Here is a 17240-nt window from a genome sequence, read left to right on the forward strand (position 1 = left end):
CGGCTCACCGCCCTGCCAGGCGGCCTGGCCGCGGGGGCGGCACACGCGCGTGCGGCCGACGAGGAGCCCGCGGAGCAGCCTCCGAAGCCGGCCAGGCCCGCCCGTCCCGCGCAGCCCGCCGACAAGCCGGGCCCGGTGCCCCGACCCGACGCGCCCCGGCCGGGCCGCCGGCCCATCCCCACCCCGGGCGAGGTGTTCCCGCCGAAGCGGAAGCCGGGCGCACCGCCGACGAACCCGCCCCACCAGTTGGCCGCCGTCTAGCCCTGGCTACCCTGGACGCATGGACTACGTCTCCGCGCTGCTGCCCCCCTTCGTGATGGCCGCACTGTTCATCGCTGTGATCAGGGTGATCGTGAAGACCCAGGGCGGCCCCAACAAGGCCAAGGAGGACGCGGCCGTCGACGCGGCGCTCGCGCGCGCGGACCACGCCCGCCCGGCCTCCGACGGCGACCGCTGAGGCGCACCGCCCCACGACCGCTGAGGCTCACCACCCCACGCCTCGCACCTCAACGGCGTACGACTCGTGTGTTTTTCGAGTCGTACGCCCTTTTTGTTCACCTTCTCCGGATATCGTGCGGAACTGTGCCTCGCCCATTGGGAGAACTCGAAGACGCGGTCATGACGCGGGTGTGGAAGTGGAACCGCCCGGTGACCGTTCGGGAAGTCCTGGAAGATCTGCAACAGGAACGGTCCATCGCGTACACGACGGTGATGACCGTTCTGGACAATCTCCATCAGAAGGGCTGGGTCCGCCGGGAGGCGGAAGGCCGGGCCTATCGATATGAGGCGGTCTCCACGCGTGCCGCCTACGCGGCCGCTCTCATGAACGAGGCCTGGTCGCAGAGCGACAACCCGGCGGCCGCTCTCGTCGCCTTCTTCGGGATGATGAGCGAGGAACAGCGGCAGTCCCTCACCGACGCCGTACGCATCGTGCAAGGTCCCGAAGCGCTCGCGCCGCCCGCCCCCGATGTCGAAACCCCTGCCGAAACCGGCGCCGAATCCACCGAATCGTCCGGCGAAACCAGGGGCACCCCCGGCCAATCCCCGGACCACCCCGGGCGATAGCGTCCGCTCATGCCAGCAGAGAGTCCCGAAGTCACCGCTAAAGCCCTCACCGTCCGACGGGCTCGGACCAGCGATGTCCCGCACGTACGCCGGCTCCTCGACTCCTACGTCCAGCGCCGCATCCTGCTCGACAAAGCGACGGTGACGCTTTACGAGGACATCCAGGAGTTCTGGGTCGCGGAGCGGGGCTCCGGCGCGGACGCGGAGGTCGTGGGCTGCGGGGCGCTGCACGTGATGTGGGAAGACCTCGCGGAAGTCCGCACTCTCGCGGTGAACCCGGAGGCCAAGGGACTCGGGGTGGGTCACCGGTTGCTGGAGAAGTTGCTGGAGACCGCTCGCTGGCTGGGTGTTCGCCGCGTTTTCTGTCTGACCTTCGAAGTCGAGTTCTTCGCGAAGCACGGCTTCGTGGAGATCGGCGAGACGCCCGTCGACACCGATGTCTACGCGGAGCTGCTGCGTTCCTATGACGAGGGCGTCGCGGAGTTCCTCGGTCTCGAACGAGTGAAACCGAACACCTTGGGCAACAGCCGGATGCTTCTGCATCTGTGATCGTCGGGCGATCGACAAGGACCGACGGCTTCCGAAGGAGCCTCAAGCGCTATTCCGGTGCGAGCGCCTTGCCCGGGTTCCCTATGTCCGAAACGCGCATGTTTTCGGTCTGCCCCGGGCTCCCCGGTCTCTCCTCGCCCTCTCCCCGGTCTCTCCCAGGGGTTTGTGTTTTTCCAGGAAAAGCGGTTTGCTTTCCGACGTACTGCAGTACTGCATATAACAGGGGACGTGAAACAGCGGCGGGCGCCGCAGGTCCTCCGCCCCATAGTTATCGATGAAAGGAAATCCGGTGGCACAGAAGGTTCAGGTCCTTCTTGTCGACGACCTCGACGGCGGCGAGGCGGACGAGACCGTGACGTTCGCGCTGGACGGCAAGACGTACGAGATCGACCTCACGACCGCCAACGCGGACAAGCTTCGCGGCCTTCTCGACCCCTACGTCAAGGGTGGTCGGCGTACCGGAGGTCGTGCTGCCGGCGGGCGCGGCAAGGCCCGTGCCGCTTCCGGTGGCAGCCAGGACACCGCGGCCATCCGCGCCTGGGCGAAGGAGAACGGCCACGAGGTCAACGACCGCGGTCGTGTCCCCGCCGCCATCCGCGAGGCCTACGAGAAGGCCAACGGCTGAGACTCGGACGGTCCGGTGCTCGCGCGCCGCAGCCGGACGCGGTGGCAGTGCGTCGCCACCGTGTCCACCACCCGTACGAGGTCGGGGGTGCCCGCGGTGCCCCCCAACGCCGACATCGTCGGCAGCGAGGCTTCGACCTCGCGTCCCGGCTCGGGGGGCCGCAGCCAGACGGCGGCCCCCTGCGAACCGGTGCCCTCCTGCATGCCCCCGCGCCCCGTGGCCCCGCCCGCGGGTGCCGGCGCCTCGATGTGACCGCCCGTCCCCACGGCTGTGAGGTCCAGGTCGAGGCCGCCCCAGTCCAGCCACTCCAGCAGCCCCGGCACCTCCTCGGCGCCGCCCGCCGCGACCAGCAGCCACAGCCGCCCGCCGCGCAGCGCCACCGGCGAGCCCGGTCCGGGAATCGGGCCCAGGTGCCGCAGCGCCGCGAACCCCGCCTCGGCCGGCACGTCGAGCACATCGAAGCGCAGCCCCGTAATGAGATGTACGGGCGTCCCGGGCACGGTCGCCCACCCGAGATCGTTCTCGTACCACTGCCGTACCGCCTCGCACGGGAGATCGCCCGGGGCGTCACACGGGATATCGCCCGAGGAATGGCCCGAGACATCGCCCGAGATGTCGCTCGGGTCGAGCGGTCGGCGGGGAAGGGGGACGATGGCCATGTCAGCAGCAACCACACAAAGGGGCCCGGAGTTACGCTGGGTGTCGATGTGGATGCACAGGGTGCAGGGAAAGGGGGCGTTCAGCGGTGGGTAGCGACGCAAGGATGTTCGCCCTTAGCGGAGGGAACCGGTGCACCCGGCATGGAGTGTCAGTCCCTGCGGGTAAGACATCCCTAGTGGGAGGGGGCGACGCGCAGGAAAGGCCGTCTCACGTTCGCCATCGGCGTACTGATGGTGGGGGTAACTGCCTGGCCTGCGGGAACATCGTCTCGCACCATCGGGTTGGAGCAGATGTCGGCGTTCGGGACCCAGGAGGCAGCAACTTCTGTCTCCGCGAGAGCGGAGGTGAACCGGACTGTGTCGGCAGTTGGAATGAGCGGTCCCCGCTTGCGGGACTAAGCTGCGGAAGGACAGAGAGGGGAGCGTCCCCTTACTGCCTGACCGCTCTGAGGAGCGATTAACGATGTTCGAGAGGTTCACCGACCGCGCGCGGCGGGTTGTCGTCCTGGCTCAGGAAGAAGCCCGGATGCTCAACCACAACTACATCGGCACCGAGCACATCCTCCTGGGCCTGATCCACGAGGGTGAGGGTGTCGCCGCTAAGGCCCTGGAGAGCCTCGGGATTTCGCTCGAGGCGGTCCGCCAGCAGGTGGAGGAGATCATCGGTCAGGGCCAGCAGGCCCCGTCCGGCCACATCCCCTTCACCCCCCGTGCCAAGAAGGTCCTGGAGCTGTCGCTCCGCGAGGCCCTTCAGCTGGGCCACAACTACATCGGCACGGAGCACATCCTGCTCGGCCTGATCCGTGAGGGCGAGGGCGTCGCCGCCCAGGTCCTGGTCAAGCTGGGCGCAGATCTCAACCGGGTGCGGCAGCAGGTCATCCAGCTGCTCTCCGGCTACCAGGGCAAGGAGACCGCCACAGCCGGCGGTCCCGCCGAGGGCACCCCCTCCACGTCCCTGGTCCTCGACCAGTTCGGCCGGAACCTCACCCAGGCCGCTCGTGAGTCCAAGCTCGACCCGGTCATCGGGCGCGAGAAGGAGATCGAGCGGGTCATGCAGGTGCTGTCCCGCCGTACCAAGAACAACCCGGTCCTGATCGGTGAGCCCGGCGTCGGCAAGACCGCCGTCGTCGAGGGCCTCGCCCAGGCCATCGTCAAGGGCGAGGTGCCCGAGACCCTCAAGGACAAGCACCTCTACACCCTGGACCTCGGCGCGCTGGTCGCCGGCTCCCGCTACCGCGGTGACTTCGAGGAGCGCCTGAAGAAGGTGCTCAAGGAGATCCGCACCCGCGGCGACATCATCCTGTTCATCGACGAGCTGCACACGCTGGTCGGTGCGGGTGCCGCCGAGGGCGCCATCGACGCGGCCTCCATCCTGAAGCCGATGCTGGCCCGCGGTGAGCTCCAGACCATCGGTGCCACCACGCTGGACGAGTACCGCAAGCACCTGGAGAAGGACGCGGCCCTCGAGCGCCGCTTCCAGCCCATCCAGGTCGCGGAGCCGTCCCTGCCGCACACGATCGAGATCCTCAAGGGTCTCCGTGACCGGTACGAGGCCCACCACCGCGTCTCCATCACCGACGAGGCCCTCGTCCAGGCCGCCACCCTGGCCGACCGGTACATCTCGGACCGCTTCCTGCCGGACAAGGCGATCGACCTGATCGACGAGGCCGGTTCCCGGATGCGCATCCGCCGGATGACCGCGCCGCCGGACCTCCGCGAGTTCGACGAGAAGATCGCCGGTGTCCGCCGCGACAAGGAGTCCGCGATCGACTCGCAGGACTTCGAGAAGGCCGCCTCCCTGCGCGACAAGGAGAAGCAGCTCCTCGCCGCCAAGGCCAAGCGGGAGAAGGAGTGGAAGGCCGGCGACATGGACGTCGTCGCCGAGGTCGACGGCGAGCTGATCGCCGAGGTCCTCGCCACGGCCACGGGCATCCCGGTCTTCAAGCTCACCGAGGAGGAGTCCTCCCGCCTGCTGCGCATGGAGGAGGAGCTCCACAAGCGGGTCATCGGCCAGGACGACGCCGTCAAGGCGCTGTCGAAGGCGATCCGCCGTACGCGCGCCGGTCTGAAGGACCCGAAGCGTCCCGGTGGTTCGTTCATCTTCGCCGGCCCGTCCGGTGTCGGTAAGACCGAGCTCTCCAAGGCGCTCGCCGAGTTCCTCTTCGGCGACGAGGACGCGCTGATCTCCCTCGACATGTCGGAGTTCAGCGAGAAGCACACGGTGTCGCGTCTCTTCGGTTCGCCCCCCGGCTACGTGGGCTACGAGGAGGGCGGCCAGCTGACCGAGAAGGTCCGCCGCAAGCCGTTCTCCGTCGTCCTCTTCGACGAGGTCGAGAAGGCCCACCCGGACATCTTCAACTCGCTGCTGCAGATCCTGGAGGACGGTCGTCTGACCGACTCCCAGGGCCGGGTCGTGGACTTCAAGAACACGGTCATCATCATGACGACCAACCTCGGCACGCGGGACATCTCCAAGGGCTTCAACCTGGGCTTCGCGGCCTCGGGTGACACGAAGACCAACTACGAGCGCATGAAGAACAAGGTCTCGGACGAGCTGAAGCAGCACTTCCGGCCCGAGTTCCTCAACCGTGTGGACGACGTCGTCGTCTTCCCGCAGCTCACCCAGGCCGACATCCTGCGGATCGTCGACCTGATGATCGGCAAGGTGGACGAGCGCCTCAAGGACCGGGACATGGGCATCGAGCTCTCCCAGTCCGCGAAGGAACTGCTGTCCAAGAAGGGCTACGACCCCGTGCTGGGCGCCCGGCCGCTGCGCCGGACCATCCAGCGCGAGATCGAGGACACGCTCTCCGAGAAGATCCTCTTCGGCGAGCTGCGCCCCGGTCACATCGTGGTCGTCGACACGGAGGGCGAGGGCGACACCCAGACCTTCACCTTCCGCGGTGAGGAGAAGTCGGCACTGCCCGACGTCCCGCCGATCGAGCAGGCGGCCGGCGGCGCCGGTCCGAACCTGAGCAAGGACGCGTAGTCCGCTGCGCGAGGCTTGAGCGTTCAAAGGGGCTGCCCCGGGACTTCGGTCCCGGGGCAGCCCCTTTTCGCGTGCCGGACGGCGTGTCTGGGCCTCAGAGCACGCTGTCCGACCGTTCGACGACGACCGGCACCGGCAGAAGCCCGAGAACGCGCTCGGGGACCGCGTCGACGTCCGGCGCGAGGTGAATTGTGGCGGTCCGCAGGTTCGGAAAGAGCTCCGGCACTTTCGTGAGGTCCTCGGCCCCCGTGAACGAGTTGAGCCGTAGATGGGTGACGTTCAGCAGAACGGGGCCCGCTTCCCCACCGACGACGTTCCAGTTGACGCGCAAATTCTCCAGGGCGGGCATCCGGGCGATCTCCCCGAAGTCGTCCGCGGTGAGCCTTTCGAGAAGCTTGGCAAGGCTCAGGGTCCTCACTGAGCGCAGTTGTCCGAGTCCGCGCAGAGCGGTGTGTTTGAGTGCGCTTCTGGTGAATCGCAGATACTCCAGCGGCAACCCGGGCGGAGGGCCTCGTCGACGGAATCGGCGCACAACGGGATACCGAGGTCCAACGCCCCCAGCGTCGGTGAAGCCGAGAGAACTTGAAGTGCGTGGGGCCTTTCCAGACCCGGAAGGCTATTCAAGGCGAGCCAGGTGAGCGGAAGTTCGGTCAACGGCGTCAGATCGTCGACGTGGGGACGGGTGCCGTAGATGTCCAGATGAGTGAGCCGGTCCTGACCTCTCAGGAAGTCCTGATTCCGCAGAATTCGGTTGTCCCGGACGACGAGGGCGCGCAGTTCTCGGGCGTGCTCCGCCGAGTGGACGCTGACGTAGAGATCGTCCGCGGGAAGTCGGCGATGATCTCCTCGGCGTATCGGCGGGTGTCGAACCGGTGCCAGGTCCAGGCGAGCTGGGCGCGCACCGGCGGGAACGGGTGGGACCGGAAGCGGGCGAGGACGGGCAGGGCGGCGTCGGTGCCCACGAGGGACGCGGCGAGGACGACGGCCCGCGCCTCACGGGTCCGGAAATCCGTACCGGTCTGTCGACGAGTCCCGCGCCCGCGCCTTCATGGACGAACAGTTTTCTGATCAGCGGTGTCACCAGGCTGGACGCCAGGCGCAGACCTAAGACCGAGGACTCCAGTTCGTTCCCCCCCAGGTGTGGTGGATCACGGCTCAGCCCAGGAGCACCGTTGAATTCGTGGGGGCCGGGTGCGTAGTCCGGGTCACATTTGGGTGGGGGGTCTTGGGGTGGGGCGGTGACATGGGGCATAGGGCCTGCGTCACGTACTAGGGGGAATAGTTGCGGGGCCATGGTGGGGCAAATCGGACTTATGGTGCATTGTTTGGGTGGGTGTGGGTTGAGGCGCCAGGGTTCAGGGGTTTTGGGGGTTCACGTGGTGAGTGGGAGGGGTGGGGGCTTGTACGGCCTTGTGTCGTAGATGGGGGGTTTTGGGGGGCGGGGGAAGTGCGGGTACCAAGGGACATGCCATTCGGCGGTCGCGGTTGAGCGCCGGGTGGTCTCGTGTGCCTCCCGAGGCACCGGTCCCTGTCTCCGTCCCCCGTGAGGTCATCCATGTCGCAGCGCGTTCGCTCCCCCCGTACCCGTATGTCCGCCCTTCGTTTCCGTGCCGCCGTGGTGGCCGCCGGAGTGGGAGTCTCGGGTGTGCTGGGCGTCGGGGTCGCGGCCGCGGCCGGCAGCGCTCAGAGCGCCGGCACCGTCCAGACCTCGGGTGTCGCCCAGGCCGCCGCGGCCAAGAAGGCGACCTCGTGGGTCACGCCCGTCAAGGGCTACAAGCTCAGCGCCCGCTACGCCCAGGCCGGCAACATGTGGAACTCCACGCACAGCGGGCAGGACTTCGCCGTCAAGAGCGGTACGGCCGTCTTCGCCGCGCACGGCGGCACCGTCGTCAAGGCCGGCGGCAACGGCGCCGGTGACGGCCCCGCGTACGGCAACGCCGTCGTCGTCAAGCACGGCAACGGCCAGTACTCGCAGTACGCCCACCTCTCCCGCGTTCAGGTGAAGGTCGGGCAGATCGTGAAGACCGGGCAGCGCATAGCCCTCTCCGGCAACACCGGTAACTCCAGCGGGCCGCACCTGCACTTCGAGATCCGTACGACCGCGAACTACGGCTCCGCCGTCGACCCCGTCGCCTTCCTGCGCGGCAAGGGCATCACCCTCTGACCGACGGCGTGACGCGCCCTCAGGCCCCCGGCGTGCCCGTGTGCGCCTGGGTCACCAGATCGATCGCGACCTCCAGGACGGCCTTGCGCTTGTCCTCGGGGTCGCCTTCGACGTCCCGGAGCACGAACATCCCGGCGTGCATGGTGAACAGGGCGCTGATGCAGCGGACCTGGTCCGTCAGGGCGGCGTCCGGCTCCTTGATGGTGTCGATCAGGCGCAGCATGCGGTCCTTGAACGACTCGCCGACGCTCAGCTCCCGTACCGTCGCCTGGTTCTCCTGCATGAAGCGGAAGAGGGGCGCCACGTCGGCCAGGGCCTCGCTGTAGCGGCGCAGGATCTCCCGCTTGGTGTCGAGGGTGCGCGGCTGGTGGCCCGCCCACTCGATCAGTTCGTCGATCGGGCGCTGGAGGTCCTGGAAGAGGCTGACGAGGATGTCTTCCTTCGTCTTGAAGTGGTAGTAGAGCGCCGCCTTCGTCACCTCCAGACGCTCGGCGATCTCCCGGAGCGAGGTCTTCTCGTAGCCCTGCTCGGCGAAGAGTTCGAGGGCGACGTCCTGGATGCGCTGACGGGTGTCCCCGCGGCGATGCCGCTTCGGTGCCGCGCCGGCAGGCGTCACGCCGTCGGCTGTCGTCTCGCTCATCCTGCTACTCCTCGTCGCCGCGACCCCGGTGGTGGGTCAAGCCTCTGCCAAGCCCGCCGAACTTACTTGACGACCGGCTAGTTGGGGGCCTAGTTTCCCCAAGTGTAGTCAACTAGCCGGGCGGCAAGTAAGTAGGGAAGCGGTCCGGGGGGAAGGAAGGACCGTCATGAGCGCGGACACCGAGAAGGACGCGACCAGAGGGGCCGGCGGGTCCGGAGGGGCGGCCGGAGGGGCGGTGGGCGCCGCCGCCGCGACCGCCGCCGCCCCGACCGCTGCCGTGGCCGACGACGCCGTCCGCGACACGGTTCGTGACGCGGTCCCCGGCGGGGCTCCCGGTGACGGCGAGGGTGCGCAGGAGCCGCAGCCGCGCAGTGTGCGTGTCGTGCTGTTCGCTCTCATGATCGCGATGCTGCTCGCGATGCTCGACAACATGATCGTGGGCACCGCGATGCCGACGATCGTGGGCGACCTCGGAGGGCTCTCACACCTGTCGTGGGTGGTGACCGCGTACACGCTCGCGACCGCCGCCTCCACCCCCATCTGGGGCAAGCTCGGCGACCTCTACGGCCGCAAGAGCATCTTCCTGACCTCGATCGTGATCTTCCTGATCGGATCGGCGCTCAGCGGTATGGCGCAGGACATGGATCAGCTGATCGGCTTCCGCGCCCTCCAGGGCCTCGGCGCCGGCGGCCTCATGGTCGGCGTCATGGCGATCATCGGCGATCTGATCCCGCCGCGGGAGCGGGGCAAGTACCAGGGCATGATGGCCGGTGTCATGGCCCTCGCGATGATCGCGGGGCCGCTGGTCGGCGGGACCATCACCGACCACTGGGGATGGCGCTGGTCCTTCTACATCAACCTGCCGCTCGGCGTGGTGGCGCTGGCCGCCATCAGTGTCGTCCTGCATCTGCCGAAGCCGTCGCGCGAGGCCCGGTCGGCGCGGAGCATCGACTACCTGGGCGCGGCGCTGCTGACCGTCGGCATCACGGCGATCGTGCTGGTCACGACGTGGGGCGGCACCGAGTACGCGTGGGGGTCGGCCGTCATCATGGAGCTGACCGCGATCGGTGTGGCCGCGCTCGTCGGGTTCCTGTTCGTGGAGACCAAGGCGGCCGAGCCGGTGATGCCGCTGCACATCTTCCGCAGCCGGAACTTCACCCTGATGTCCCTGATCGGGTTCATCACCGGGTTCGTGATGTTCGGCGCGGTCCTCTTCCTTCCGCTCTACCAGCAGTCCGTGCAGGGCGCGTCCGCGACCAACTCCGGGCTGTTGCTGCTGCCGATGCTGGGCGCGATGCTCGCGGTGTCGATGGTCGCCGGGCGCGTGACCACGGGCAGCGGACGCTACAAGGTCTTCCCCCTCGTCGGCAGCGTCCTGATGATCACGGGCCTGTTCCTGCTGGCGCAGATGGACACCGGGACGAGCCGGGTGACGTCCGGGGTGTTCATGGCGGTGCTCGGCGCCGGTATGGGATGCCTGATGCAGATCACCATGCTCGTCGCGCAGAACAGCGTCGAGATGAAGGACATGGGCGTCGCGTCCTCCACGACCACGCTGTCCCGGACGCTCGGGTCGTCCTTCGGTGTCGCGATCATGGGCGCGCTGTTCAACAGCCGGGTCCAGGACGTCATGGCCGAGCGGGCCGGTGCGCTGGGGTCCAAGGTGACCGAGCAGTCCGCACAGCTGGACGCGGCGAGCCTGGCGAAGCTGCCGGTGCCGGCGCGGGAGGCGTACCAGTACGCGGTGGCCTCCGGCACGCACTCGGCGTTCCTGCTGGGTTCCGTGGTCGCCGTCCTCGCGCTGGCGGCCGCGGTGTTCGTGAAGGAGGTGCCGCTGCGGGGAGCCGGGGGGCCGCCCGTGGCGGCGGAGTAGCCGAACCAGGCGGCGGTGTCCCGTGAAGGGCACCGCCTTCGGGAGGATCCCCTCCTGGAAGGCACCGTCTCCCGAAACGCACCGCCTCGTGAAGGGCAGGGGTTCGCGCCCCTGCCCTTCAGGCTGTCGTCTCGCCCGACATCGGCAGCATCGGGTAGCTGCCCGTGTTGGTGGGGGCGTGTTCGGGGAGCCAGAGGACGGCCACGGCGCCCTCCGCCGGTACGGAGTCCGGGGCGCCGGGCGGTCGGACGTTGCGGAAGGTGAGGCGGGCGCCGAGGACCCGGGCCTGACCGGCGGCGATGGTGAGGCCGAGGCCGTGACCCTGGCCGGCGCGGTCCGAGGCGCCGGTGCGGAAGCGGCGCGGGCCGTCGGCCAGCAGCTCCTCGGGGAAGCCGGGACCGTGGTCGCGGACCCGGATGACCCGCCCCTCGACGGACACCTCGATCGGCGGCTTGCCGTGCTTCGCCGCGTTGGCCAGCAGATTCAGCAGCACCCGCTCCAGGCGCCGGGGGTCCGTCGTCACCTCCGACTCATGGACCACCTGCACCCGCACACCCGCGTCCCGCGCCGCCACCCGCCGGCTCACGAACTCGCCCAGCATGATGTCCTGCAACTCGGCCCGCTCCGACGCGCCGTCGAGCCGCGCCACCTCCAGCACGTCCTCGACGAGCGTCCGCAGCGCCTGGGCCCGGTCGCGGACCAGCTCGGTGGGGCGGCCCGGAGGGAGAAGTTCCGCGGCGGTGAGCAGACCCGTCACCGGGGTGCGCAGCTCATGGGCGATGTCCGCCGTCACGCGGCGCTCCGCCTCGATCCGCTGCCGCAGCGTGTCGGCCATGGCGTCCACCGCCCGCGCCAGCTCGGCGGTCTCGTCCCGCGTGACCCCGCCGATCGCGTCCTGCACCCGTACGTCCGTCTCGCCCTTGGCGACCTGGTTCGCGGCGGCCGCCGCCTTGCGCAGCCGGCGGGACATCCGCCCGCCGATGAGGACACCGAGGGCCGAGCCGCCGAAGACGACCGCGATCGAGCCGATGATCAGGGCCTGGTCGAGATCCCGCAGCACCGTCGAGCTGTGGTCGGTGTGCGTGTGCAGCGACAGCACCCGGTTGTCCTTCAACGGCACAGCCGCCCAGATGTCCGGCACCCCGTCGGGGCCCTCCGAGACATACGTCGCCCGGCGGCCCTCCATGACCTTGGCCAGCAGGTCCTGCGGGATCTCGGGGTCGTTGATCCGCACCCCGAACGCCCCCGACTTCAGCGGGCGCCCCGACTCGTACATGCGCTGGGCGACCTGGATGCGCTCGTCGGCCAGGTCACGCGCGTTGTCCAGCATCGACACCCGTGCCGCGTTGTGCACGACCAGGCTCAGCGCGATCGCCACCAGCGCCCCGACGAACGCGATCGCGGCGCTGAGCTGCCAGCGCAGCCCGGTGCGCAGGCCCGAGACCGGGCCCCCGGAGACCGTGTCGACGCCGTCGGCGGCACCGGCACCCGAGCCACCCGCCCCGGGCCCGCGCCCGCCGCCCGCACCGACACCGCTCCGGCTGCCACTGCCGCCGCCGCTGCCCGCACCGACACCGCTCCAGGCGCCCCCGCCCCGGCCCCCGCCGGCTCCGACCCCGGCGCCCGGACCGCTCGCCGCACCGGTTCTCGGCCGGGCGGCGTCCGATCCGGCCCCGCCCGGTGCTCCCGGCCCCCGCCGTCCTCGTATCCCCCTCATGGCCATACCGGCGGCCCCGCTCAGGCCTTGAGCTTGTAGCCGAAGCCGCGGACCGTCTCGATGCGGTCCTGGCCGATCTTCGCGCGCAGTCGCTGCACATGGACGTCGACGACACGGGTGTCGCCGCCCCAGCCGTAGTCCCAGACGCGTTCGAGGAGCTTGTCACGGGACAGGACCGTGCCGGGGGCCGAGGAGAACTCCAGGAGCAGCCGCATCTCGGTCGGCGTCAGGGCCACCTGGTCGCCGGCCTTGCGTACCTCCATGCCCTCGGTGTCGACCACCAGTTCGCCGAAGGTGAGGACCCCGTCGGTGCCGGCGGACCCGTCGTCGTCGGCCCGGGCGTCGCCGCCGCTCGCGTGCCCGAAGCGGCGCAGCACCGCCCGGATCCGGGCGACCAGGACGGCGCCGTCGAACGGCTTGGTGACGTAGTCGTCGGCGCCCGCCTCCAGGCCGAGGACGACGTCGATGGAGTCGGCGCGCGCGGAGAGCATGATCACCGGGACGGTCGACTCGTCACGGATACGGCGGCACAGCGAGACCCCGTCGAGGCCGGGGACCATGACGTCGAGGAGCGCGATGTCCGGCCGGTTCGCCCGGAACGCCTCCAGGCCCGACAGCCCGTCGGGCATGGCTGTGACCGCGAAGCCGTCCCGCTCCAGCGCGAGCTGGGTGGCCTCGCGGATGACATCGTCGTCCTCGACGAACAGGACGTGGGTCTGCTCTGCCATCCGGTCTTCTCGTCCGCTCTCGGTAGTGATCGGTGGGGTGGGGGAAGGGCTGGGCCGGTGTCAGCGGGGTTCGGGGGTGGGCGACTCCGCGCCGCCCACCGAGGTGCTGTACTCCGTGCGCGTACTGGACCGTTCGACGAAGCGGTCCTTCAGCCAGCGATAGGTGGTCACGTCCTCGCTGGACGGATACGCGGACGGGTCGCCGTACCGGTCGTTCTCGTACAGCTGCCGCGTCACCAGCAGGTCTCCGCGGTCGATCTCCGCGTACACGGGTGGCTGTTCGGAGAGGAAGACGCTGCGGTACTTGCCCTTCTCCGAGCGGTACACGTACGAGGCCACGCCGACGGCGTCCGCGCAGGACAGCACGTTCACCACTATGTCGTCCGCCGAGCCCCCGGTCAGATCGCCGTAGATGACGTCGATCGGCGGCTTGTCGGCCACGCACGGCTCCAGGTCCGCCTTCACCGCTCTGCTGACCTGTGGGTCGGCCCGGACCAGCCGCACGACCTCGTCCACGCTCGGCTGGTCGCCGTGCGCCGAGGCGGAGACGGCCGGTGACGGGGCGCCCGCCTTCAACGAGTCGCTGTCCGCCGGGCCCTCGTCGCGGGCGCCGGTGCCGCCCGTGCCGCAGGCGGAGACGGAAAGGCCGAGGGCGGCGAGCACGGCCACCGCCGTGATCACCGCCTTCGAGGCCTGCCTGGCCCCTTTGTCGGGGCCGGCCGCTGTGCTCAGGCCGCGCAACGCTCCTGCTCCTTGTTCGGTGCGAGCGCGCGGGCGGCGCGCTCTGCGAGGTCCCGCGACTCCAACTCCTCGCGGAGCCGGGCCAGCGCACGGTGGAGCGTGCTCTTCACGGTTCCGGCCGACATGCCGAGGGCGGCGGCCGTCTCCTCCGTGGACATCTGCTCCCAGTGTCGCAGCACCACGACGCTGCGCTGCTTCGGAGCGAGTACCTTCATGATGTCCATGAGGAGCGCGCGGTCCGCGTGCTGCTCGGTGGAGTCGTCGATGCAGGCGTCCGGGAGCTGCTCGGTCGGGACCTCCTCCAGCTTTCGGGCCCGCCACCACTCGGTCCGCGTGTTGATCATGACCCGGCGCAGATACGCGTCCGCCAGCCGCTTGTCCGCGATGCCGTCCCAGCGGCCGTACGTCCGGGCCAGCGCCGTCTGCAGCAGATCCTGGGCGTCCACCGGGTCCGGGACGAGCCGGCGGGCGCTGCGCAGCAGCGCGTCCTGCCGGGTGCGGACGTACTCCTCGAATTCGAGCACCTCGCCGTGCGCCATGATCAACCGCCTCCGTTCCCCGTTTGCCGACCCGCGCGCGGTCTGCGCCGTCGGTTTTCCGCTCCGTCGTGCCGCCGAACGCGTTCTGGTCGCGCGTTCCGCCGCTGTGTCCCGCTGGTTCGTTCGCGTGTTCCTGCGGTACGTCGAAGAAGCTACGGAGCTGTTGTCACGGAGGTGTCCGAGGCAGCCTGCGGAGAACGCTCGGCTGTCCGTCGGTTGTGTAACAGAAGTAGGAACGGGGTAAAGCGAGGGGCGATTCGGGGCGGGTATCGGGTGATTCGCCCCTACGGGGCCCGCCGGATCGCCGTTACGGGGCCCGACGGATCGCCGTTACGGGGCCCGACGGATCGCTGTTACGGAGCCCGCCGCGTCTGCGTTACGGAGTCCGCCGCGTCTGCGTCACGGACTCCGTGGGATCGGCGTTGTGGGGTCCGCCCCGTGGAGTCCGCGGGAGGTCCGGCGCGGACTCCGGTCGGGGCAGGCGTGGTTGGGTGACGAGTGTCAGGTGAGGGGGAGTCGGTAGAAGCCGTCGGGGAGGGGCTCCACCAGTCCGTCGGAGACCAGGCCGTCGAGCGCCCGGGCCCGCTGCACCGGCTCGTCCCAGACCCGGTCGAGCACCGTCTGCGGTACGGGCTCCACCGCGTCCCGCAGTACGGCGAGGAGCTTGCCGCGCACCTGCCGGTCGGTCCCGGCGTACGTCTGGCCCCGGCGCGCCGGCCCGTCGTGCGCGGGCTTCCCGGCGAGCCGCCAGGCGCACTGCGCGGCGATGGGGCAGTGGTGGCAGGACTCGTTCTTCGCCGTGCACACCAGCGCGCCCAGCTCCATCGACGCGGCCGCCCAGCGCGACGCCGTGCCCTCGTCCTCCGGCAGCAGGGCGCGCGCCAGCTTCCGCTCGGCGGCCGTCGTGGCGTTCGGCGGGTACTGCGTCCCGGTGACCGCGCGGGCGAGGACCCGGCGGACGTTCGTGTCCAGCACGGCGTGCCGCTGCCCGTACGCGAACGACGCCACGGCCGCCGCCGTGTACTCCCCGATGCCCGGCAGCGCCAGCAACTGCGCGTGGTCCCTCGGTACGTCGCCGCCGTGCCGTTCCGTTATGGCCGCCGCCGCGCCGTGCAGCCGCAGTGCCCGGCGTGGATAGCCGAGCCGGCCCCACGCGCGCACCGCCTCACCCGGCGGTTCCTTCGCGAGGTCAGCGGGGCGGGGCCAGCGGGACAACCACTGCTCGTAGACCGGCAGCACACGGTTGACCGGCGTCTGCTGAAGCATGAACTCACTGACCATCACCCCCCACGGGCCGGCCTCCGGCCGCCGCCACGGAAGATCCCGCGCGTGCGTCTCGAACCAGGCGATCACCGGGGTGTGCAGGGGGGAGGCGGACGGGGTCGGGTCGACGGTGTTGCTCTGGGGCGTGGTGGGTGCAGTCATGGCACCTCCGATCCTGCCATGTCGCTCCGCTGGGGTGGTGGGGGCGCGGCGGAGGGGTGGGGGGGCACCTGTTGTACGCCGGGTGCGGGTGGGTGGGGGCTTGTCGCGCCCACGAGGCGGAGCCGCATATGTCACCGCCCGGCGCCTCCAGGGGCGCGGGGAACTGCGCGAGAAACCACGACGCGCCCGCACCCACCAAAACCACACGCACCCCCGAGCTATGGGGCGCCCCGCCACCCCAACCGCGGTCCCAGCCTCGTCGCGATGTCCGTCAGGATCTGGACATAGTCCTCGTGTTCGAAGGTGAACGGCAGCGCGAACGCGACCTCGTCGACCTCGCGGAACGCGACCTGCGCGTGCAGACGCTCGGCGATCTCCTCGGCCGTCCCCACGAGGTCCGGCGCGAACAGCAGCCGCCCGGGCCCCTGCGGCGCCGCCGTCCGCGGCAGCCGCGCGGCCGCGTACGCCTCGTACCGGGCCCGCTGCTCCGCACTCGCGGAGTCCGTCGGAATCACCACCAGCCCCTGCGAGACCCGCGCCCGCTCCCCGTCGGGGTGATGCGCGCGGAACTGCCGGATGTGCGAGAGCTGGATCGCGGCGAAGTCCGCCGACCCCGCCCCGGCCTCCTCGTCCCCCGGCGCCCCCTCGTTCGGCGTCGCTTCCCCAGGCTCCGCCTGCACGACGCTGCTGGTGAGGAAGTTCATCCCGTTCTCCCCGGCCCAGCGGGCCGACCGCAGACTGCCGCCGCCGTACCACATACGGCTTCCGAGGCCGGGGGAGTGCGGCTGGACCCGGTCCGAGAAGACCTCGAACCCCTCGGTGCCGCTGAACTCCGTGGCCGCCTCCCCGCGCACGAAGCGGAGGAGCCGCCGGACCCGCTCGAAGCTGAAGTCCTCGGCGTCGGCGCTGTCGGGGTAGAGCGCCGACCTGACGGTGTCGTAGTGCATCGGCGGCCCCACGCTGACGCCGGGGTTGAGCCGGCCGCCGGACAGGATGTCGACCGTCGCCAGGTCCTCCGCGAGCCGCAGCGGGTTCTCCCAGCCCAACGGGATGACGGCGGTGCCCAGTTCGATACGGCTGGTGCGCTGTGAGGCCGCCGCGAGCACGGCGACGGGGGAGGAGATGCCGTACTGGAGGTGACGGTGGCGCAGCCAGGCGCTGTCGAAGCCGAGCCGTTCGCCCAGCTCGATGATCTCCAGGGTCGACTCGTGGCCCCGCCGGGGGTCCGCCTCGTCGAACAGCCCGATGGTCAGAAAGCCCAGCTTCCGCAACGGCCGCGAGCCAGGCGGCACGGTGTGGTCCATGGTCGTCCTCCAGCTGGTCCGGGGTGGGGACGATTGTCGCAGGTGGGTGTCGCGTGGGGCGACGGCGCCGAGGGAGGGCCAGAGGTGCGAGGGGTGCGATCGTGAACGGGGGTGGGCGGGGGAGGTGCCGGCGGTCGGCTTGGGGGAGTCGTGCACCGGTCCGGTGAACATGTGCGGGGGGCCGGGGAGTTGACCTTTCGCCCACCTGATCGCCGCGATCAC

At 70.2% G+C, this 17240-nt stretch carries 17 protein-coding genes and 2 pseudogenes; 8 read left to right on the forward strand and 11 right to left on the reverse strand.

Going from position 1 to position 17240, the window contains the following annotated elements:
- The 5 genes and pseudogenes from M8J73_RS41575 to M8J73_RS41595 all read left to right on the forward strand — a co-directional run.
- Window positions 1-261: pseudogene (locus M8J73_RS41575) on the forward strand (hypothetical protein); the annotation flags it as partial.
- Window positions 262-280: 19 nt separating this feature from the next.
- Window positions 281-457: a hypothetical protein gene (locus tag M8J73_RS41580; protein WP_169797839.1), complete on the forward strand. Its 177-nt coding sequence runs from the start codon at window positions 281-283 to the stop codon at window positions 455-457.
- 161 nt (window positions 458-618) lie between these two features.
- Window positions 619-1065 (forward strand): BlaI/MecI/CopY family transcriptional regulator, encoded by a 447-nt coding sequence (locus M8J73_RS41585; protein WP_055538664.1) that lies wholly within the window; start codon window positions 619-621, stop codon window positions 1063-1065.
- A gap of 9 nt (window positions 1066-1074) precedes the next feature.
- Window positions 1075-1614 carry an amino-acid N-acetyltransferase gene (locus M8J73_RS41590; RefSeq protein WP_055522484.1) on the forward strand — a complete coding sequence of 180 codons (540 nt, stop codon included), beginning with the start codon at window positions 1075-1077 and terminating at the stop codon, window positions 1612-1614.
- Between the two features lie 289 nt (window positions 1615-1903).
- Window positions 1904-2239, forward strand: a complete 336-nt coding sequence (locus tag M8J73_RS41595) for a histone-like nucleoid-structuring protein Lsr2 (RefSeq protein WP_055538663.1) — start codon at window positions 1904-1906, stop codon at window positions 2237-2239.
- On the opposite strand, the gene M8J73_RS41600 is transcribed toward M8J73_RS41595, so the two are convergent.
- Window positions 2218-2898: an SCO3374 family protein gene (locus M8J73_RS41600; protein WP_055538662.1), complete on the reverse strand. Its 681-nt coding sequence runs from the start codon at window positions 2896-2898 to the stop codon at window positions 2218-2220. The genes M8J73_RS41595 and M8J73_RS41600 overlap by 22 nt on opposite strands.
- Before the next feature lie 463 nt (window positions 2899-3361).
- Between M8J73_RS41600 and M8J73_RS41605 the strand changes: the two genes are divergently transcribed.
- Window positions 3362-5887 (forward strand): ATP-dependent Clp protease ATP-binding subunit, encoded by a 2526-nt coding sequence (locus M8J73_RS41605; protein ID WP_055538661.1) that lies wholly within the window; start codon window positions 3362-3364, stop codon window positions 5885-5887.
- 94 nt (window positions 5888-5981) lie between these two features.
- Here the strand turns inward: M8J73_RS41605 and M8J73_RS41610 are convergent, their stop codons facing one another.
- The 3 genes and pseudogenes from M8J73_RS41610 to M8J73_RS45830 all read right to left on the reverse strand — a co-directional run.
- Window positions 5982-6305 (reverse strand): hypothetical protein, encoded by a 324-nt coding sequence (locus tag M8J73_RS41610; protein WP_157873131.1) that lies wholly within the window; start codon window positions 6303-6305, stop codon window positions 5982-5984.
- Window positions 6306-6609: 304 nt separating this feature from the next.
- Entirely contained in the window at window positions 6610-6849 is a 240-nt protein-coding gene (locus tag M8J73_RS41615) for a hypothetical protein (protein WP_055538659.1), read from the reverse strand.
- Window positions 6850-6881: 32 nt separating this feature from the next.
- Window positions 6882-7010: pseudogene (locus tag M8J73_RS45830) on the reverse strand (NACHT N-terminal Helical domain 1-containing protein); the annotation flags it as partial.
- A 432-nt stretch (window positions 7011-7442) separates the two neighbouring features.
- Here M8J73_RS45830 and M8J73_RS41620 point away from each other — a divergent pair.
- Window positions 7443-8051 (forward strand): M23 family metallopeptidase, encoded by a 609-nt coding sequence (locus M8J73_RS41620; RefSeq protein ID WP_249829795.1) that lies wholly within the window; start codon window positions 7443-7445, stop codon window positions 8049-8051.
- A gap of 19 nt (window positions 8052-8070) precedes the next feature.
- Here M8J73_RS41620 and M8J73_RS41625 read toward each other — a convergent pair whose 3' ends face one another.
- On the reverse strand, window positions 8071-8691 hold the full coding sequence (locus tag M8J73_RS41625) for a TetR/AcrR family transcriptional regulator (RefSeq protein WP_055541682.1): 621 nt from the start codon (window positions 8689-8691) through the stop codon (window positions 8071-8073).
- A 277-nt stretch (window positions 8692-8968) separates the two neighbouring features.
- On the opposite strand from M8J73_RS41625, the gene M8J73_RS41630 reads away from it, so the two are divergent.
- Window positions 8969-10564, forward strand: coding sequence for an MDR family MFS transporter (locus tag M8J73_RS41630; protein WP_055541684.1), 1596 nt, complete (start codon window positions 8969-8971; stop codon window positions 10562-10564).
- A gap of 118 nt (window positions 10565-10682) precedes the next feature.
- Here M8J73_RS41630 and cseC read toward each other — a convergent pair whose 3' ends face one another.
- The 6 genes from cseC to M8J73_RS41660 all read right to left on the reverse strand — a co-directional run bounded on the left by cseC (window position 10683) and on the right by M8J73_RS41660 (window position 17006).
- The gene (cseC, locus tag M8J73_RS41635; RefSeq protein WP_249829796.1) at window positions 10683-12287 is read right to left on the reverse strand and encodes a two-component system sensor histidine kinase CseC; all 1605 of its coding nucleotides are present in this window, start codon (window positions 12285-12287) and stop codon (window positions 10683-10685) included.
- Window positions 12288-12301: 14 nt separating this feature from the next.
- Window positions 12302-13009, reverse strand: coding sequence for a two-component system response regulator CseB (gene cseB / locus M8J73_RS41640; protein ID WP_249829797.1), 708 nt, complete (start codon window positions 13007-13009; stop codon window positions 12302-12304).
- A 60-nt stretch (window positions 13010-13069) separates the two neighbouring features.
- Window positions 13070-13750 carry a hypothetical protein gene (locus M8J73_RS41645; protein WP_055542944.1) on the reverse strand — a complete coding sequence of 227 codons (681 nt, stop codon included), beginning with the start codon at window positions 13748-13750 and terminating at the stop codon, window positions 13070-13072.
- On the reverse strand, window positions 13738-14289 hold the full coding sequence (locus M8J73_RS41650; protein ID WP_055524060.1) for a SigE family RNA polymerase sigma factor: 552 nt from the start codon (window positions 14287-14289) through the stop codon (window positions 13738-13740). Before M8J73_RS41650 ends, M8J73_RS41645 begins: the two co-directional genes overlap by 13 nt.
- A 501-nt stretch (window positions 14290-14790) precedes the next feature.
- Window positions 14791-15714: an HhH-GPD family protein gene (locus M8J73_RS41655; RefSeq protein ID WP_249829798.1), complete on the reverse strand. Its 924-nt coding sequence runs from the start codon at window positions 15712-15714 to the stop codon at window positions 14791-14793.
- A gap of 218 nt (window positions 15715-15932) precedes the next feature.
- Window positions 15933-17006 (reverse strand): LLM class flavin-dependent oxidoreductase, encoded by a 1074-nt coding sequence (locus M8J73_RS41660; protein ID WP_249829806.1) that lies wholly within the window; start codon window positions 17004-17006, stop codon window positions 15933-15935.
- Between the last annotated feature and the right edge of the window lie 234 nt (window positions 17007-17240).

Origin of the sequence: Streptomyces neyagawaensis (assembly GCF_023516595.1) — a bacterium.
Lineage (GTDB): Bacteria > Actinomycetota > Actinomycetes > Streptomycetales > Streptomycetaceae > Streptomyces > Streptomyces neyagawaensis.

Excerpts from the sequence above, each read along its gene's own strand:
- M8J73_RS41580 (WP_169797839.1), top strand. The coding sequence starts at position 281 with ATGGACTACGTCTCCGCGCTGCTGCCCCCCTTCGTGATGGCCGCACTG.
- cseC (WP_249829796.1), bottom strand. The coding sequence starts at position 12,287 with ATGGCCATGAGGGGGATACGAGGACGGCGGGGGCCGGGAGCACCGGGC.
- M8J73_RS41590 (WP_055522484.1), top strand. The coding sequence starts at position 1,075 with ATGCCAGCAGAGAGTCCCGAAGTCACCGCTAAAGCCCTCACCGTCCGA.
- M8J73_RS41620 (WP_249829795.1), top strand. The coding sequence starts at position 7,443 with ATGTCGCAGCGCGTTCGCTCCCCCCGTACCCGTATGTCCGCCCTTCGT.
- M8J73_RS41600 (WP_055538662.1), bottom strand. The coding sequence starts at position 2,898 with ATGGCCATCGTCCCCCTTCCCCGCCGACCGCTCGACCCGAGCGACATC.
- M8J73_RS41650 (WP_055524060.1), bottom strand. The coding sequence starts at position 14,289 with ATGGCGCACGGCGAGGTGCTCGAATTCGAGGAGTACGTCCGCACCCGG.
- M8J73_RS41585 (WP_055538664.1), top strand. The coding sequence starts at position 619 with ATGACGCGGGTGTGGAAGTGGAACCGCCCGGTGACCGTTCGGGAAGTC.
- M8J73_RS41605 (WP_055538661.1), top strand. The coding sequence starts at position 3,362 with ATGTTCGAGAGGTTCACCGACCGCGCGCGGCGGGTTGTCGTCCTGGCT.
- M8J73_RS41655 (WP_249829798.1), bottom strand. The coding sequence starts at position 15,714 with ATGACTGCACCCACCACGCCCCAGAGCAACACCGTCGACCCGACCCCG.
- M8J73_RS41625 (WP_055541682.1), bottom strand. The coding sequence starts at position 8,691 with ATGAGCGAGACGACAGCCGACGGCGTGACGCCTGCCGGCGCGGCACCG.
- cseB (WP_249829797.1), bottom strand. The coding sequence starts at position 13,009 with ATGGCAGAGCAGACCCACGTCCTGTTCGTCGAGGACGACGATGTCATC.